Raw genomic sequence first — 17,666 nt, 5'->3', positions numbered from 1 at the left:
GCCGTTCATGCCGGGTTGGCGACCGGGCGCACGACGATCTCCGTGGTATCCACGTCCGCCGGCTGCGCGATCGCGTGGAGGATGGCGCGCCCGATCGCCTCCGGCTTCAGCGCCACCGCGCGGTAGCTCGCCATCGCAGCCCGTGCGGCTTCATCGGAGATGCTGTCGGCCAGTTCGGATTCCACAACGCCGGGGCAGACGCTGGTCACGCGGATGCGGTCGTTCTCCTGGCGCAGCCCGTCCGAGATCGCGCGCACCGCGAATTTCGTCGCGCAGTAGACGGCGGCGGTCGGGGAGACCTGAAGCCCGCCGATCGAGGCGATGTTGACGATGTGACCGAAGCCCTGGGCGTTCATCGCAGGCAGCACCGCCGCGATGCCCCAGAGGACGCCCTTGATGTTGACGTCCACCATTTGCTCCCACTCTTGAACCTTGAGCGAGGCCAGGGGCGAGAGCGGCATGACGCCGGCATTGTTGACGAGAACGTCGATGCGGCCGAACTCCGCGAGAGCGGCCCTCGCGAAGGCCACGACGTCTTCGCGATCCGTCACGTCGAGCCGATGCACGCGTGCCGTACCGCCCGCCTCCGTGATTTCGGCGCGCAGGCGATCGAGCCGATCCGTCCGCCGCGCGCCGAGCACCATCGTCATTCCAGCTTCCGCCAGAACGCGAGCGGTGGCTTCGCCGATGCCGCTGCTGGCGCCCGTGATGAGTACGATCTTGTCCATGGTCATCCACCTCAGCTTGTTTTGCGGAAGGTAGCCGGGGCGCGCTTTCTCGACTATCGAGCCAATGGTGCATGGCTTGGTAAGCGAGGGTGGACAATGTCGATCGATCTCAACGCTCTGCGCGTGCTGGCCGCTGTCGCGCGCGTCCGCAGCTTCCGTGCCGCGGCCGATCAGCTCGGCGTCACCCGGTCGGCCGTCAGCCAGTCCGTCCGCAAGGTGGAGGACGAGCTGGGAACGGCGGTGCTCCGACGCACGACGCGCAGTGTCGCCTTGACGGAAGCGGGCGAAGCCTTGCTGGAGCGGGTCGCGCCCGCACTTGCCGAGATCGAGGAAGCCATCGCGGCCACCGCCACGCCCGAAGACACGCCCTCCGGCCTCCTGCGCTTGGCGGTGTCTTCCATCGCGGAAAGCTTCCTGTCCGGCGATCTGCTGGCTTCGTTCGCCGCCGCCTATCCCCGCGTTCGGCTCGACATCGTCGTGACCGATGCCGAGTTCGACATCGTCGCCGCCGGGTTCGATGCGGGCGTTCGGCTGGGCGAGGTGATCGAGCGCGACATGATCGCGGTTCCCGTCAGCCTGGAGCAGCGCCAGATCGTCGTCGCCGCGCCGGCCTATCTGGCGCAGGCCGGAGCGCCCGTTCACCCGCGCGAGCTGACACGCCACCGCTGCGTCGGCTGGCGGTCGTCCGCCGATACGGCCCCGTATCGCTGGGAGTTCAGTGAAGATGGGCAGGACTTCGCTGTCGCTGTCGATCCCGAAGTGACCACCAACGACATGGCCTTGATGGTGAAGATGGCGCGGGCCGGAGCGGGCCTCACCATCGGCATGGCCGAAACCTTCGCGCCATCCCTGCGCGAGGGAACGCTCAGGATCGTCCTGGAGGATTTCTGCCCGCCGCTGCCCGGCTTCTTCCTGTTCTACCCCAGCCGGCGGCACCTTCCCGCCAAGCTGCGCGCGCTTGTGGATCATGCGAAGGGATGGCGGAGGGATCATCTCCGACCGGAGTCGTTCGCGAACGGCGAATGACTTTAGGCCCACTTGGACCGAAGACCTGAGGCCGCCGCTCCGGCATGCCGCCCATCCATGGATCGGCAACAGCACGACCGTTTGGCGATCCGCATCGGAACCTTCCGGACACGAAAAAGCCGCTGGGGATTTCACCCAACGGCTCCAGCGTCTCTTTCGAGATCGGCCCTGCAAATCAACTCGCCAGTACATCCGTGGTCGGACAACCCGCTGGGCCTCGGCGGCGCATCGACCTTTTATGGGACGCGCCGTCGATCTCTCATGTGGGCGGCCCGTGGTGGATGTACAAGGGGTTAAGGACGCTTGAGCGTATTCGATGTCTCGATGGCTGGATCGTTCGAGACCTCGGGTTCGTCGGCATGGTCCCTTTTGGCGTCGGGGCTGCCCGCGTCCGCCTCGGGATCGGTGAACTTCCCGACATTCACCAGATCGTTGTCGAGACCTTCGAACTGCTCGGCGATCACCTGCTCTTCTTTGTCGTCGGTGGTCTTGGCGTCTTTGGGTGTTTTCGTATTCGACATGATGCTCTCCCGGTTTTCTTCGAGGAGCAAGAGCGTCGGGCGGCGAAGTGTTCCTCCATCGCTTGCTCGGCCAACAAGCTTTGCGAGGAATGGGATTGGCGCGCGGACGGTCTCGAACCGCTGACGCGCGGTCGCAGCGAACGATGTCGCGCTATCCATCAGCCAAACGATCGGAACGTCGCCCGGCGCCAGCGGTTGAGGTCTCGCAACGGAGAAAGAGACCATGACCAAGGGTGTGATGAACGCCTGGGAGATCGAGGCCGGCAAGATGCGCGGGCGCGATCTGACCAAAGAGGAGACCGCCGCGCTCAGCGAACAGATGCTTCGCGGCACGCTCACGCCCGAAATGCACAAGCGCAAGCGCAAGAACGTGATCCGCACGGCGATCGACGGGGTTCGGCCGGGCAAGAAGCTGCGCGCCGGCTGAGACAGGACGCAGCAATGCGGTTGGCTCCGCAAGGTGGCCAACCGCACCGCCGCGAATTTTCACGTTTCGACCGGGTAGTCGCAGCCGAGCTGCGTGATCCGGTCTAGCATGCGGATGAGATCGACCAACGATCTGGCCTGCATCTTTCGCATCGCGTGGCCCCGGCGAACCTTCACCGTGATTTCGCTGAGGCCGAGATCGGCGGCGATCTGCTTGTTGAGGAGACCCTGCCCGACGAGGGCCATCACCTGCCGCTCGCCCGGCGAGAGCGATTGCCAGTTGCGGCAGAGGTCCGCGAACTCGCCGTAGATCTGCAACCGCGCGCGGTCCCGTTTCAGCCCGTCCTGGATCGCGTCGAGAAGGTCCTGATCGCGGAAGGGCTTCGTCAGGAATTCGATCGCGCCGTGCTTCATGGCGCGGACCGACATTTCGATATCGCCATGCCCGGTGATGAAGATGACGGGCATGCGCAGGCCGTGCGCGCCCATCCGCCGATGAAATTCGAGCCCGCTCTGGCCGGGCATGCGAACGTCGAGGACGAGGCAGCTCGGGCCGTTCGGCTTTTCGCTGCCAAGGAAATCCTCCGTCGAGCCGAAGGTTTGCGCGGTCAGGTCGACGGAGGCGAGAAGGTCCGCCAGCGCGTCGCGAATGCCGGGGTCGTCGTCCACGACATAGACGACAGGCGCTCTCGAACCCTCGATGCCGGCGATCTTGCCCATCACGTGTCGTCTCCTTCGCAGGAGGGCAGGGTGCAGCGGAAGACGGCGCCGAGCCTTGGTTTGGACGTCGCCCAGATCCGCCCGCCATGGGCCTCGACGATGGAGCGACTGATCGTCAGGCCGATGCCCATGCCGCCCTCCTTCGAAGTCCAGAAGGAATCGAAGAGATGGTCGAGCGCATTGGTGCCGAGGCCGACGCCCGTGTCGGAGATGGAAAAGCCGATATCCCGCGCGCCCTCGCGAAACGATGCGATCTCCAGTTCGCGCTGAGCCTCCGGCACGGCGCTCATCGCCTCGATGGCGTTGAGAAGCAGATTGGCCATGACCTGCTGCAGCTGAACCTTGTCGGCCAGGAGAGGGGGGAGCCCTTCCGCGAGATCGAGCGACAGGGCGATCGCGTTTCGCTCGATCTCACCTTGCGCCAGAACGGTCGCCTCCCGCAGCATCTCGTTGAGATCGAGGCGCTGCTTGCGCGGCATCTCGCCCTTGGCCAGACCCCGAACGCGGATGATCACGTCGCCCGCCCGGTTCGCCGCCTCGACGACGCGCCCGAGCGCCTGCTGCGCCTTGGCCAGATCGGGTGGCTCGCGGTTCAGCCAGCGGCAGCCCGCCTGCGCGCTCATGGAGATGGCGGCGAGCGGCTGATTGATCTCGTGCGCGATGGAGGCGGTGAGTTCGCCGAGGCGCGTCAGCCGGGCCATCTGCCCGAGCTTGGCCTGCGCCTCGAAGACGGCCGCCTTCGCCGCCACGAGCTTGAGCGAGAGATAGGTGGTGACGGCGATGGCGAGAACGCTGATCGCGCAGTTCATGAGGCCGGAATCGAAGGCGCCCGAGCGTGTCAGAAACAGGCTCGCCACCGTCAGCACCGCGCAGAAGACGGCCAGCGCCACGACGCCGCGCACGGACAGAAGCTCGATCGCGAGAAGGATGACCGCCGTATAAAAGACCGCGACGGCGATCTCGAAATGCGTGACCGTGTCGGCGACGAAGATGGAACCCGTCAGAACCGCGAGCGCCGCGAGGCGCCAACGCGGCCGCCGCCGCGCCTCGCGCTTCCGCTCCCCCGCGCTCGCCATCATCGCCCCATTCCCATGCACGTCGTCCGGTTTTCATCAAATTCTGTCGAACCGCCAGCGGGCGGAGGTGACGAGCGGCTCCAGGCTCAGCCTGCCGATGATCTGCTCGATCAAGCGGTCCTGCCGCTGGTCGGCGCGCATCGTCGCGTTGACCTCCACCCGGTTGGAATCCTCGATGTTTGCGCTTTCGATTTCCTGAATGTGGAGGTTGGTCCCGACATCGCGCAGGAGGAGCGCCCGAACATCCGCCTCGCGCTCGCCATGGCAGACGATCGAGACGGTGTAGATGCTTTTCAGGTCCGGCGCCAAGGGCAGGCGCAGCTCGATGGCGCGCACGAGCGGGCGCAAGAGGAGGTTAACGGCGATGACGAAGAGCGTGCAGATCGCGGCATGGGGATAGAAGCCGGCGCCGCAGAGGGTTCCCACGCCGGCCGAGCACCAGAGCGTCGCGGCCGTGTTCAGGCCGCGAACGTTCAACCCCTCCTTGAAGATGATGCCTGCGCCGAGAAAGCCGATGCCCGACACGACCTGCGCGGCCATGCGCGTCGGGCTCGACTCGCCGGGAATGAGGGCGGCGAAGGTGACGAAGATCGCCGCGCCGATCGCCACCAGCGTGTTGGTGCGAAGACCCGCCATGCGCTGGTGCCATTGCCGCTCGAAGCCGATGGCGCAGCCCAGAACCAGGGCGGAAAAGAGGTTCAGCGCCGTTTCGGGCAGGTGGTCGAGCATCGCGATCGGGTCCGGGGAGGTTTTGCGGAGCGGGACGAGCGCTATCGCAGGGCTTCGTCACAGGCGTGTGTCGGCAAGCGGCGCGTCATCTCGGATTGTCCAGGCTGAAGAGATCGGCGCTCTCGTCATAGGCGAAGGTCTCGGCATAGCGGCCCCACTGGATGATGGACTTGAGGGTCCGCGCGGCGTCGGGCTCCGACAGCGTGTCCTCCAGCTCGTCCAGAAACCGGCGGGCCGGCGCGCGGTGGATCGGCCGATCGTCCAGCACGCGGCGCACATGCGCGGCCAGCGGCACGTAGCTCAAGAGATGCTGCGCGAAGATCTGCTTGCGCTGGTCAACCTCCGCCTCGACATAGCGCCGCCCCGCCGTCAAAAGCTTGATGTCGCCATTGCCGAGTTCGGCGAAGCGCAGGAGCTGCAGCACCTCGGCGATGGGGAAGAGGTCGTCGGCCTCGTATTGCAGCTCGGCCGCGAGCTTGGGCAGGTCCGCCTGCCCCTCGTAGGGGGGCGCGGCGATGGTCTCCATCAGGCCGGCCAGCGAGTTGGTGGAAACGCGCGGCAGCGCCATGCCGATGCCCGTTCCCGGGAAGAGCCCCTCCCGATGGTGGTCGACCTCGCTGCGCGTCGTCATCCTGACATAGATGTCCTCGACCAGGGCGCGGAAGTTCGGGTCCTGGCGGCTGCGCGGCTGCGGCAGATCCACTTTGATCTCGGCGATGACGCGGCCCGGATTGGACGAGAAGACGAGGATGCGGTCGCACATCAGCACCGCCTCCTCGATATTGTGCGTCACCATCAGGACCGACTTGATCGGCATGCGGCCCTCGCTCCAGAGATCGAGGAGGTCGGTGCGCAGCGTTTCGGCGGTCAGCACGTCGAGCGCCGAGAAGGGCTCGTCCATCAGGAGAATTGAAGGATCCACCACGAGCGCGCGGGCAAGGCCGACGCGCTGGCGCATGCCGCCCGAGAGCTCCTTGGGATAGGCGCTTTCGAACCCGTCGAGGCCGATCAGGTCGATGGCCGCGAGAGCCCGCTTGCGTCGCTCCTCGCGCGGCACGCGCTTCGCCTCCAGCCCTGCCTCGACATTCTGCAGGACCGTCAACCAGGGAAAGAGCGCGAAGCTCTGGAACACCATGCTGACGCTCGTCACTTCGCCTTTCGCCTGCGCGGCGGGAAAGGACACGCTGCCCACCATCGGCTTGATGAGCCCGGCGATGGAGCGAAGAAGGGTGGACTTGCCCGAGCCCGAGCGGCCGAGAAGCGCGACGATCTCGTTGTCGAACAGCGTGAGGTTCACGTCGTCGAGCACCAGCTTCTCGGCGCCGCTCGCCTTGCCATAGGCATGGCGCACGCCCCGGACATCGACGAGGGGATGAGTCTGGATTGCGTTCATGGTCGCGCTCCCGCTTTCCGGTCAGTTGAGACGCAGGTGCCGCTCGGCATAGCCGTACATCGGCCGCCACACGGTGCGATTGAAGAGAATGACGAAGAGGCTCATCATGGCGATGCCGAGCGCGACGCGGGGAAAGTCTCCTGCCGTCGTCGCGTTGGCGATGTAGGAGCCGAGCCCCGCCGCCTCGAGCTTGGTGTCGCCCCAGGAGACCGTCTCCGCCACGATGCTGGCGTTCCAGGAGCCGCCGGAAGCGGTGAGCGCGCCGGTGACGAAGTAGGGGAAGATCGCGGGCAGCGCGAGCTGGCGCCACCATTGCCACCCTCGGAAGCCGAAGATGGAACTGGCTTCCTTCATGTCGGTCGGGATCGCGCTCGCCCCCGCGATGACGTTGAAGAGGATGTACCACTGGGTGCCGAGCATCATCAGAACGGACAGCCAGATATTGGGGTCGAGATGCAGGCCGGAGATGGCCACGACCGCGAAGGGAAACAGGACGTTGGCGGGAAAGGCGGCGAGGAACTGGGCCACCGGCTGCACGCGTTCGGCCCACTGCGCCCGCAGCCCGACCCAGACCCCGATCGGCACCCAGATGACGCTGGCGATCGCGGTCGTCGCGGCCACGCGCGCCAGGGTCGCAAGTCCAAGGGTGAAGGCCTCCCGGACATCGGCGAAGGTCAGGCTTTCGGCGATGAAGGTCGCAAGCTGCCGCAGGCCCCAGGCGCAGCCGAGGACGACGAGCCCCAGCCACGCGAGATCGACGGCTTTCGCATAGGTCCGGCCCATCGCCGGCATCGGCACGCGGGGCAGGGCCGGCAGGCGAACGGTCTCGGCGAGGCGGAAGGGCCAGGCGAGAGCGGCGGCGATTGTCTTCAGGAGACGCGTCCGGCGCACGAGATCGTAGGCCCAGGACTTGGGTCGGCTCGCGGAGGCGGTCTGCTCGAAGCGGAACTTGTCGGCCCAGGCGACGATCGGCCGGAAGAGAAGCTGGTCGTAGAGCAGGATCACCACGGCCATCGCGGCCACGGCGAGCGCCACCGCCCCGAAGTTCTTCTCCTCGATGGCGAGGGCGAGCCACGAGCCGATGCCCGGCAGGGTCACGGTCTTGTCGCCCACCGTGATCGCCTCGGAGGCGACCACGAAGAACCAGCCGCCCGACATCGACATCATCATGTTCCAGACGAGGCTCGGCATGGCGAAGGGCAGATCGAGGCGGACGAACCGGCGCCAGGCCGAGAAGCCGAACTGCCGCGAGACCTCGTCCAGATCGTCCGGCACGGTGCGCAGCGACTGGTAGAAGCTGAACGCCATGTTCCAGGCCTGGCCGGTGAAGATCGCAAAGATCGAAGCGCATTCGGCCCCGAGCTGCCGGCCGGGAAACAGGCCCATGAAGAAGGTGACGGTGAAGGTCAGAAAGCCCAGCACCGGCACGGACTGAAGAATGTCGAGCGCGGGCACGACGATGAGCGCCGCCTTGCGGCTCTTGGCGGCGAGCGTCGCGACCGTGAAGGTGAAGAGGAGCGAGGCGGCGAGCGCGGCGAACATGCGAAGCGTGGTGCGCAGGGCGTAGTCCGGCAGGCGCGCGGGATCGAGCACGATCGGCGTCTGCTGCAAGGCCTCGAGCGGCTGGCGCGCCTCGTTCGCCCCGTGCACGACCATCACTGCGATGCCCGCCATCAGGAGGAAGGCGATCCCGTCCGCCCAAAGGCTGGTCCTGCCGAGCGAAGCGATCGCTCTCGTCGGGCCGCCGCCTCGGGCATAGGCGAAAAGGAATGACATGAGCCCACCTCCGGTTTGCCTCCGCGCGGCGAACAGGCGCGATCAGGCCCGAGGCCGGGGGCCTCGGGTTTGCCGCGTCGATCGAGTGTTCGCCGGAGAAGTCTGATGGCTTGGAGAACCGCCGCCGAAAGGCCGGCGGCGTTCGCAGCCCTGCGATAGCACCGGGCGCCGCCCTGGGCGAACTGGCATTGGGTCATCCGCGCTATACGAAAGTATAAGGGGCCGATGCCTCGGTGTGCTCGCGCCGCACCCACGAGCGACGCTAGGCCGGGCCGACCTGGCTGCGCCTATCTTCGAAAGCTGACTGTGCATCAGGCGCAGGGTGCACTTGCGAATATGCGACTGGGCGCGAAGCTTATCCTTCTTCCGGCATGACGGAGGTCGAGGGCCTATCTTCGAAGCCCGAAAGCGTATGTCGGGAAAGCGACGCATTCCCTTGATGCCCTGCCGCTGACAATCTCTGCGTGGGATATTGGTAGGCTGACGAAGGCAGGCGCTCGTCAGGCCCTTCGGACCCATCGGGGCAGGTCCGACCTTGCCTCGCATGGATCGGGTCAAGGGACCCCGGCCCCGCATCCTCTCGCATTCCGCGCGGTATCAATGCCGATGTCCAAAGGAGGGGAGCCGCTTCCGCTTGGTTAGCGTTGCGTAAACGTCATGGAAGCGGCGTAGCCTCACCAAATTGTGTAGGGGGACGCCGCGATGAGCACCTTGAATCCGAACCTCAGCCTCGAGGCGCGTCGGCCGGATCTCGATCGTGGGCTCGGAAGCTCGGGGAAGCTGGGATTTGCGGCGGCCGTTCTCGCCGCCATTCTCTATGTCGGCTACAGCATCTATTCCGACGCCACGGCGGCCGGCGTGCAGACCACGACCTATCTGCCCTTCGCGCTTCTGTTTCTCGCTCTTCTCATCGCGCTTGGCTTCGAGTTCGTGAACGGCTTCCACGACACCGCCAATGCGGTTGCGACCGTCATCTACACCCATTCCCTGCCGGCGAACGTCGCCGTCGTCTGGTCGGGCTTCTTCAATTTCCTCGGCGTTCTCCTGTCGAGCGGGGCCGTCGCCTTCTCCATCGTCTCGCTCCTGCCGGTGGAGCTCATTCTCAAAGTCGGCTCCGGCGCGGGGTTCGCAATGGTGTTCGCGCTGCTTCTGGCCGCGATCCTCTGGAACCTCGCGACATGGTGGTATGGGCTCCCGTCCTCGAGCTCCCACACGCTCATCGGCTCCATCATCGGCGTCGGTCTCGCCAACGCGCTGATGAACGGCCAGAGCGGCACCGCCGGCGTCGAGTGGGGCGAGGCGACGAAGATCGGCTATTCCCTGCTTCTGTCGCCGATCTTCGGGTTCGGCCTCGCCGCCCTCTTGTTCTTCGCCATGAAGATCTTGGTTCGCAACGAGGCGCTCTATCAGGAGCCCAAGGGCGCGACCCCGCCGCCGGCCTGGATTCGCGGGCTGCTGATCTTCACCTGCACGGGCGTGAGCTTCCTGCACGGATCGAACGACGGCCAGAAAGGCATGGGCCTCATCATGCTGATCCTGATCGGAACCGTGCCGACGGCCTATGCCCTCAACACCGCCGTGCCCGCTCGCTATGTCGCCGATTTCCATACCGCGTCGGCGGCGGCAACGGCAGTGCTGCAAACCCATGCCGGTCAGGCCGCGGTGCCCGCGGCCCCGGCCGAGATCGTGACGCGCTACATCGCCGACAAGATGCTGTCGCCGGAAACGGTGCCGGCCCTGATCGGCCTCATGCGCGGCATCGACGCGGAAGTCACCGGCTACGGCTCGCTCGCAGCCGTGCCGGCCTCAGCCACCAAGAACTTGCGCAACTCGATGTATCTCGCCGCCGAGGCGGTGAAGCGCCTGTCCAAGGAGACGTCGCTTGGCATCACCCAAGCGGAAGCTCAGACCCTTTCGACCTACAAGGCCTCGCTCGACGCCGCGACCCGCTTCATTCCGACCTGGGTCAAGGTGGCCGTCGCCTTCGCGCTCGGCCTTGGCACCATGATCGGCTGGAAGCGCATCGTCGTGACCGTCGGCGAGAAGATCGGCAAGTCGCACCTGACCTATGGCCAGGGCGCGTCCGCCGAGCTCGTCGCTATGGCGATGATCGGGGCTGCCGACGGCTTCGGCCTGCCCGTCTCCACCACGCATGTCCTCTCGTCCGGCGTCGCCGGCACGATGGTCGCCAACCGCTCAGGGCTTCAGATCGCGACCTTGCGTAATCTCGCGGCCGCCTGGGTCCTGACGCTCCCGGTCTCGATCCTTCTGGCCGGCAGCCTCTACTTCGTTCTGTTCCACCTTTTCTGAAGGCCGCGCCGCCTCAGCCCGTGGCCCGCAGGCGTGATGCGTCCGGCAAGTGCCGGATCGCGGCGAGGTCGGCCGCGAGAACGGCGTGGCAGTTCCCGCCGAACCATTCGAGCGAGGCCTTTGCGTGTCTCGGCAGCGCCCGCAGAAACTGGGGATAATCAACGATTCCCTCGAAAAGCGGCGTCATGCCCTCCCGCCGCCCCGCCGCCGCATAGACATTGGCGGGCTCGAAGACACCGAGATCGGCCCGGCGGCGAACGTTCTTGAGGTGGTAATAGTCGATATGCCCGGCCAGCTGATCATGCGCGGTCAGCGGGTCGGCGCCGCCTTCCCAGACATGCAGCGTGTCGAAGTTGACGCGAAGGGCCGGGTCGGCGGCTTCGTCCAGAAGCTGGAGGAGCGAGCTGAGACCGTCGGCCAGCGTGCCGGGATGGGTCTCCACCAGAAGGCGCAGCCCGTGGTCCCCGAACCGCGCCGCCGCCTCGCGCAGGCGCCGGGTCAGGAAGCGCCGCTCCCCGGCTGATGTCGCCGCGCTCCCCCGGTTTCCCGCGAAGGTGCGCACCCGAGGGGCGCCCCAAAGACGGGCGAGTTCGCCGAGTTCATTAATGCAGCGGCGGAAACAGTCCTCCTCGGCGTCGAGGGGCAGATAGTCGCTGAGCATGGGAACGGTGAGGCCCTGCGCCGACAGCCAGGCCGCATGCTCTCCCGGGCCCAGATTGCGGGCATGGGCGCCCCAGAGCTCGATCCCGTCGAAGCCCGCGCGGCGCGCGAAACCCGCGATGTCGCTGATCGAGACGAGATGATGGCGGAAGGTGATCGTGCACAGCGAGACCTTCATGAGACGACACCCCTGCGCCAGGCGGCATAGGCTTCCCCCAGCCGTTGTTTGATCGCGGTTTCCACCGCGTCGAGACCATCGAGCCGGTCTATGAGCGCGGCGGCGAGCGCGGCGTCGCCGGTCCTGGCGACTTTCAGAGCCTGATAGTGGAGGGCCGTCAGCCCGTTCACGAGCGTCTCGATCTCGTCGCAAACGGTTTCGAACTCGGCATGAGGCCATTTCAGCGCCCGCCAGAAGAAGGCGAAGCCGTGCTCGTAGGCCCATTTGCGAATGGTGATGACGGGGAGTTCGCGCAGCGCCTCGCCGAGGCCGGCGAGTTCGAGACCGTCCCGCCCCTCGGCATGGGCCGAGACGATGGCCCGCACCGCGTCGATCAGTGGGTTGGACGCCAGGTGAAGGCAGGCCTGGAACAAGGCGTCGAGATCGGCGCTGGCGGGCGCATGGGCCTCGGCCATGTCGAAGCGATAGCCGCCCGCGACGCTGGGTTGCCGGATGGCGTTCTCGAGCCTGTCGCGCTCGATCCGGCCCTCCCAGCGGAAGTCGGGATCGCTGACCTGCCAGACGTCGGGGTCCTCGGTTCGCTCCAGCATGAGATAATGCGGGAAGGGGTTCTGGTTGAACTTGTTCTCGCGCTCGGGCAGGTGGAACATATCCAGCATCACCATGACGCATTCGCTTTCGCGCCTCTCTTCGACGAGGTCGTGCAGCGTTGCGAGATTGGCGTCCTTGGAGAGCGAGGCGTCGTACCACGTGTCCAGCCGCACGCCGTAAAGCCGCTCGAACCAGTGGCGGAAAGCTTCGTGGTCGGTCGCGTCCGAATGATAGGCGAGGCGGAAATCGTCGGTGATCGTGAACTCGGCGTCCCAGATCAGGGCGTAATAGGGCCGGTGGTCGATGCCGCGCTTCTTCAACCCGTCGCAGACGCAGCTGACGAAGCAGTGGATCTTGAGGTCGTAGGGCATCTCGCCATGGACGCCCTCGCTTACGGGCTCCTTGACCGCCTCGGCGGCCGGGGCCGGTTCGCCCTGCGGCAGGAGAAGGGCCGCGAGATCCGCCACGGTCGAGACGTCCTGGCGGCTCACGGTCTCGTCTGAAATGGTGAGCGCGAGACGGGTCTCCAGCGCGAGGATGATCTGCAGAAGCTGCACGGAATCGAGGTAAAGGTCCTCGTTCAGCCGCGCGTCCCGCCCGAACCGATCGAGATGGGGATGGCGCATCTCGTCGCTGAGAACGGCGCGGATTGCCTCCACGATCGCCTCGCGGGTCATGCCGTCACCCGGTCGAAGGCGCCGTTTCGATAGGCCTCGGCCACCGCGCGGCGAGAAATCTTGCCGTTCGCCTGCCTCGGCAGGGCCTCGACCTGGATCGCCTCGCCGGGCACCTGATGGCCCGCCAGCCAGCGCCGCGCCCAGTCCTGCAAGGCGCGGGGGTCGATCGGCGTTTCGGCGGTGAACAGGAGCGCGACCCGCTCGCCCGCGAAACTGTCGGGCCGGGCGAAGGCGACGGCGTCGGTGATGCCGGGCATGGCCATCACCCGATCCTCCACCTCGCCGGGGTAGACGTTGAGCCCGGAGACGTTGATCGTGTCGTCCATGCGCGAAACGAAGACGAGCATTCCGTCCTCTTGGAGATAGCCGAGATCGGCGGTGCGCACCGGGCCGCCCACGCCTTCCACCACGATCTCAGCCGGCGCCTCGGCCGACGCGCCGGCGCGAAGGCGGTGATGGGGCAGTGCGCGGCCCATGTGGTCGGCCGCCGTCAGGTCGGGATTGATGGCGATGCAGCCGGCTTCCGAGCAGCCATATTGCTGGAACAGATGGGTGACGCGGCTGCGGATCTGCGCGAACCAAGGCGCGGGCAGGACCGTGCCGGAGGTCATCGCGGCGTGGATCGTCTCCCCCTCCGGCAGAAGGCGACTCACCGTGTGGAGAAGCGCGGGGGAGGTGTAGAGAAGCGGGCGGTCGATGGCCTTGAGGCGACGGATCAGCGCGCGCGGATTGGTGGTGTCGAGGATGACGGGCACGCGCCCGCGCCGCAGCCCCACGAGGACCCCGCAGATCAGGCCGTAGGAATGCGTGATCGGACAGGCGACGACGGGCGTCATCTCGGCGGGCTCGGGGAAGGCCGAGACATAGCTCTCGATCTCCTCGCCCACCGCGCGCCAGGAGCGGGCGATGCATTTGGGCTCGCCGGTCGTGCCCGAACTCATCTGCAGCAGCGCGGCTTCGCCGATGGGATGGGCCGGTGCCGGCGCGAGACGGATCGGCTCGGGACCATCCCAAAACAGGAGATGGCAGCCGGCGCGCTCGGCCAGCCGGCGGGCGCCCTCGTCCGGCAGGGCGGGGTGAATGGGCAGGAGCGTCACGCCATGCTCGCGCGCTGCCAGAACGAAGGCGAGGCTTTCGGCCGGGTCCTGGCAGCGTGCGGCGACGCGCTCGCCGCGTTCGGCCGCAGCGCCGAACAGGGAGGCGACACCGGCGATATGGTCCCGCATCTGGGTGGGCGCGATCACGCGCTCGTCGATCTCGATCATCGGGCGGTCTTTCCGGGTTTCAGGATGGATCGAAAGGGATTGGGCACAAGGTGGCTGCTCTGGTCCGCGCCCGCGCCGAGCTTGCGGCTGAGGAGCGATTCCACGCGCAAGCCCGCCCCGCCGATCTCGAGCGCTTCAAGCCGGGCCTCCAGCCCGTGCTCGGCGGCGTGGCGCAGGAGCCTTCGAGCCAGCGCCGGCCAGAACCCGGCCTCGTCCAGCCCATGCCGACGCGCGAGGCGATGGGTGAGCTCGGCGAGGCTGAAGACGAAGAGGCTGTCGGTGACGAGTTCGGCCAGAACGGCGGGCGAGCGCATGGCGTGGAACCGATCGTCGGCCGGGCCGGCATGGGCGGGGTCGATCGCCCCGAAATCGGGGATGCGGTCGGGCGCGCGCACGAACTCCCGCACATATTCGGCGCTCTCGTGGAAATCGCGCAGGATCACGCGCTCGGGCCAGCCGTCCCGGTGGACGAGGATCATGTTCTGGCCATGCGCCTCCAGCGCCACGCCGTGGGCGAGGAGCATATGCCAGACCGGCAGCACCGCGACCTCCACCAGGCGCGCCAGCCAGCGCTCGGCGCCGCCATGGGCCTCGAGCCAGGGGGCGACGAAGAGCGAGCCGTCCGCCTCCTGCGCCCAGAGCGCGTTGAAGGGCACGGCGGCCTCGCCGGGTTCGAGGCGGGGGCTCCCGCGCCAGATCGCGGCGAGTTGGCCCGCGAGCGGGCCGCCCCGATCGGCCAGCATCGCCGCGTCCTCGGGCAGGAGATCCAGCCTGTAGCGGGTGCGGAACAAGGGATCGCTCGCGACGATCTCGCAGAGCCAGCGCGAAAGGGCAGGGGCGGTCAGAACGAAATGCGGATCGAGAATGCGAAGGCTCGACGTGCTCATCACGCTCATCGCCAGCTTGACGCTGGGCGCGGTCGGGTCGTCGGCGTCGTGGAGCGTGCGCAAGGACTGGCTGGGCCGGTAGCGGCGCCCGGCCTCCCCCAGCTCGCGCGCGCGGCCATCGGTCAGCCATTGGGCGAAGGGGCCGGTTTTGAGATATTGGAGTTGCCAGGGATGGATGGGCATCAGCGCGTGCGTGCGAAGCCCTGCCGGTTCGAGAAGGCGCGCGATCCGGTCGAGATCCTCGCCCAGGAGTCCGCTGTAGAAGCGGTCCTCGGCCTCGGGTAGGACCTGATCCAGACAATCGCGGCGGATCACCAGCCAGGGGAGGCGGAAGGGTTCGGCAGCCTCCGGCCCGTAGCGCCGATGGTCGGCAAGCGTGAAGCCCGTCCGCGCCTTGAAGGCGGGATGATAGGCGTGGCCCTCGTCGATCGCGGCGTCAAGGAGCGCGAAGGGTAAGGTCCGCCGGTCGCGGTACGGCAGCGTCTTCGCGTTCCAATCGCAGAGCGCCACCGTCTGCGCCAGCTCCGCCGCCAGCCGCTCGCGCGCCTCCGGCGAGGCGGGCAGGGCGTTCACCAGAAGCGCCGCCTCCGGCTTGCGCCAGCCGCCGCTCGCGTCCTCCATTTCCACCGTGCCGGCTTCGATGCGCGGACGGCCGAAAGGGCCGATGCCGCCTCGGGCGCGGAGCTTCGTTCGCCCGAGCCGCCAAGTGATCGTCTCAGCGCGCTCGTCCACGGCCACGTCTTCTGCCAGCCCCTCGTAGAGGGCGGCTTCCGCCAGCTGCCGGACGACGCGCTCCTCCGCCCCTTCGCGGGCGACGGCGTCAGGACGCGAGAGCATCGAGCGCTCGTTCCCGGATCTTCGCCAGCGGGTTGGGCAGGGGGCGGTAGAGGCCGCACCCGTCGCCGCTCGCCAGTTCGTCCCGGTCCTGGAGGCGGGTGCGCAGATTGGCCTTGGTGAAGAGCACGGGCGCGTCGAGAAGCGCGCGCGCGAAAGCCCGCCCCGGCCCGCGCGCCTCGCGCCCGATCCGCTCCAGCCGCGCCGCCAGCCTTGTCAGCAGGTCGGCTTCATTTGCCAGCCCGTCCTGCCCGAGCCGCGCCACGACGGAAAACAGCTGGTTGACCACAAGATAATAGGAAAGCCGCCGCCGGATTTCCTGATCGTCGAAGAAGAGCGAGGAGATGCCGCTGAGTTCGGGAACCAGCGCTTCCAGCCGGGGCCGGGCGGCCTCCGAGAGATAGAAGCCCTGATTGTCGCGGTAGAAGCCCCGGGTCGGCCAGCCCGACGAGACGTCGACAAGGGCGTTCTGCTGGTGCGCTTCGAGCGCGATGCCATGCCGGTCGTAGAGGGCGATCACCGGCTCCACGCAGCAGTCGAGATAAAGCTCGAACCAGCGATGGGCGACCGTTGCGGGCCGCTCGCCGCCGGGCGTGCAGAGCCCGCGAACCAGCCGCTCCAAGAGCGACAGCTGGCCCGGCAGCGGCTCGGCCGTCAGCGCCGCGATGGCGGCGATGCCGCGCTCGGACCCGTCGCGAAACGGGTTCTCGCGGAACACGGTCTCGAACCCGCTCTCCTCGCGCCCCGGCAGGGTAAGCGTGAGATAGGCGGGATCGGCGATGACATGGAAGTGCGGAACGCTTGCCGTGAAGGGAAGCCGGGCGAGAAGCCGCGCCATGGCGACGCCGGCTTGGAGCTCGGCCAGACGATTGACGCGCAGCGAATTGGTGAGCGTGACCGGCAGCGAGAACTTCGCCATCCAGGCCGCTTCCGGCGCGTAGACCGTGCGCAGCGAGGATGTGGCGGCGAAGCGGGGGCCGCAGGGCCGGAGAAGGCGCAGGGCGCCAGACGCCATCGCCGCCTCCACAGGGAGCTGAAGAAGAAGCGCCTCAGCCTGCAGCGGATGCATGGGCAGTGCCACCTCGCCTGAGCGGAGCGGCAGCGTGGCTGCGTCCTCGCCCAGCAGGTCGAGGGCGATGGTCTCGGCCGCGCGCCCGGCCGCCGAGTCCTGGCGCACCAGCGAGCGGTCGGCGGCGAAAACCGCGAGCTGGAACGTACCGCCTTCCTCCGGTCCGTACCGGCGAGCCTGCCAGTCGGTCAGCCCGTGCCGGCTCTTGGGCGTCGGGTGCAGCCAGTGACCGAACAGGAGCGCGCGCTCCGCGCCGATGAAATCCGTCTCGTCCAGCGGCTCGCGCCGCCGCAGCGCCACCTGCCGCGCGGTTTCGCGATAGCTGTCGAGAATGCGGCCGAGAAGCGCCAGTTCGCGTCCGCGCGCGCCCTGGCTCTCCGGCCCTTCGACCCGCGCATAAGCCTCGCGTAAAAGAAGCTGGATCGCCTCCATGGGCGCGGTGAGGCGCCAGCGCGGCTCGTGCACCTGCCGGGTCCACAGCCGCCCGAACCCATGCGCGCCGCAGAGCGAGGGCGAGCGAAGCTCGGCCCGCAGCAGCGCTCGCTGGTCCGGCAGAGCCCATTCCACGCAAGCGGCGGGCGGGCCGTCGGCCAGGGCGTGCCGCACGCCGATGCCGGCGTCGATCTCCCGGAGATAACCATTGGCGAAGCTGCGGAACGCCGCCATCTCGGCGACGTGCTCGGAGGTGTCCGACATGGGCAAGGCCCCCCTTGGCTGAAGGTCTGGCTGAAGGTCTGGCGGCTGGGCGGGCGGCGGTGGGAGGGGACAGGGTCTCCCCGTTCGGTTCCGCCGCCCGCCTG

The 17,666-nt window shown here is 67.6% G+C and carries 15 protein-coding genes; 3 read left to right on the top strand and 12 right to left on the bottom strand.

Annotated features, from left to right (window positions below):
- Window positions 1–5: 5 nt before the first annotated feature.
- Window positions 6–734 carry an SDR family oxidoreductase gene (locus M673_RS20550; protein ID WP_061978581.1) on the bottom strand — a complete coding sequence of 243 codons (729 nt, stop codon included), beginning with the start codon at window positions 732–734 and terminating at the stop codon, window positions 6–8.
- A 90-nt stretch (window positions 735–824) separates the two neighbouring features.
- Here M673_RS20550 and M673_RS20545 point away from each other — a divergent pair, with 90 nt between their 5' ends.
- A complete protein-coding gene (locus M673_RS20545) occupies window positions 825–1,754 on the top strand; it encodes a LysR family transcriptional regulator (protein ID WP_061978580.1) in 930 nt (309 codons plus the stop codon).
- A 293-nt stretch (window positions 1,755–2,047) separates the two neighbouring features.
- Here M673_RS20545 and M673_RS20540 read toward each other — a convergent pair whose 3' ends face one another.
- A complete protein-coding gene (locus tag M673_RS20540) occupies window positions 2,048–2,434 on the bottom strand; it encodes a hypothetical protein (protein WP_148640201.1) in 387 nt (128 codons plus the stop codon).
- 64 nt (window positions 2,435–2,498) lie between these two features.
- Here M673_RS20540 and M673_RS20535 point away from each other — a divergent pair, with 64 nt between their 5' ends.
- On the top strand, window positions 2,499–2,702 hold the full coding sequence (locus M673_RS20535) for a hypothetical protein (RefSeq protein ID WP_061978578.1): 204 nt from the start codon (window positions 2,499–2,501) through the stop codon (window positions 2,700–2,702).
- A gap of 59 nt (window positions 2,703–2,761) precedes the next feature.
- Here M673_RS20535 and M673_RS20530 read toward each other — a convergent pair whose 3' ends face one another.
- The 5 genes from M673_RS20530 to M673_RS20510 form a co-directional block, all read right to left on the bottom strand.
- Window positions 2,762–3,421 carry a response regulator transcription factor gene (locus M673_RS20530; RefSeq protein ID WP_061978577.1) on the bottom strand — a complete coding sequence of 220 codons (660 nt, stop codon included), beginning with the start codon at window positions 3,419–3,421 and terminating at the stop codon, window positions 2,762–2,764.
- The gene (locus M673_RS20525; RefSeq protein WP_244493228.1) at window positions 3,421–4,500 is read right to left on the bottom strand and encodes a sensor histidine kinase; all 1,080 of its coding nucleotides are present in this window, start codon (window positions 4,498–4,500) and stop codon (window positions 3,421–3,423) included. Before M673_RS20525 ends, M673_RS20530 begins: the two co-directional genes overlap by 1 nt.
- Window positions 4,501–4,533: 33 nt before the next feature.
- Window positions 4,534–5,226 (bottom strand): MgtC/SapB family protein, encoded by a 693-nt coding sequence (locus M673_RS20520; RefSeq protein ID WP_061978576.1) that lies wholly within the window; start codon window positions 5,224–5,226, stop codon window positions 4,534–4,536.
- Window positions 5,227–5,311: 85 nt separating this feature from the next.
- Entirely contained in the window at window positions 5,312–6,619 is a 1,308-nt protein-coding gene (locus tag M673_RS20515) for an ABC transporter ATP-binding protein (protein ID WP_061978575.1), read from the bottom strand.
- A gap of 21 nt (window positions 6,620–6,640) precedes the next feature.
- A complete protein-coding gene (locus M673_RS20510; RefSeq protein ID WP_061978574.1) occupies window positions 6,641–8,395 on the bottom strand; it encodes an ABC transporter permease in 1,755 nt (584 codons plus the stop codon).
- A gap of 702 nt (window positions 8,396–9,097) precedes the next feature.
- Between M673_RS20510 and M673_RS20505 the strand changes: the two genes are divergently transcribed.
- Window positions 9,098–10,705, top strand: coding sequence for an inorganic phosphate transporter (locus tag M673_RS20505; RefSeq protein WP_061978573.1), 1,608 nt, complete (start codon window positions 9,098–9,100; stop codon window positions 10,703–10,705).
- A 13-nt stretch (window positions 10,706–10,718) separates the two neighbouring features.
- Here the strand turns inward: M673_RS20505 and M673_RS20500 are convergent, their stop codons facing one another.
- The 5 genes from M673_RS20500 to M673_RS20480 are packed head-to-tail and all read right to left on the bottom strand — an operon-like array spanning window position 10,719 to window position 17,562.
- Window positions 10,719–11,543 (bottom strand): sugar phosphate isomerase/epimerase family protein, encoded by an 825-nt coding sequence (locus tag M673_RS20500; protein ID WP_061978572.1) that lies wholly within the window; start codon window positions 11,541–11,543, stop codon window positions 10,719–10,721.
- Window positions 11,540–12,811, bottom strand: coding sequence for a DUF6005 family protein (locus M673_RS20495; protein WP_061978571.1), 1,272 nt, complete (start codon window positions 12,809–12,811; stop codon window positions 11,540–11,542). Before M673_RS20495 ends, M673_RS20500 begins: the two co-directional genes overlap by 4 nt.
- Complete coding sequence (locus tag M673_RS24995) at window positions 12,808–14,076, bottom strand: AMP-binding protein (RefSeq protein WP_061978570.1); 1,269 nt, start codon at window positions 14,074–14,076, stop codon at window positions 12,808–12,810. The genes M673_RS20495 and M673_RS24995 overlap by 4 nt, the downstream gene beginning before the upstream one ends.
- A complete protein-coding gene (locus M673_RS24990) occupies window positions 14,073–15,800 on the bottom strand; it encodes an IucA/IucC family protein (RefSeq protein ID WP_061978569.1) in 1,728 nt (575 codons plus the stop codon). Before M673_RS24990 ends, M673_RS24995 begins: the two co-directional genes overlap by 4 nt.
- Entirely contained in the window at window positions 15,784–17,562 is a 1,779-nt protein-coding gene (locus M673_RS20480; protein WP_061978568.1) for an IucA/IucC family protein, read from the bottom strand. The genes M673_RS24990 and M673_RS20480 overlap by 17 nt, the downstream gene beginning before the upstream one ends.
- Between the last annotated feature and the right edge of the window lie 104 nt (window positions 17,563–17,666).

The organism is Aureimonas sp. AU20, from assembly GCF_001442755.1.
GTDB lineage: Bacteria > Pseudomonadota > Alphaproteobacteria > Rhizobiales > Rhizobiaceae > Aureimonas.
This window is presented reverse-complemented; position numbering and strand designations above follow the sequence as displayed.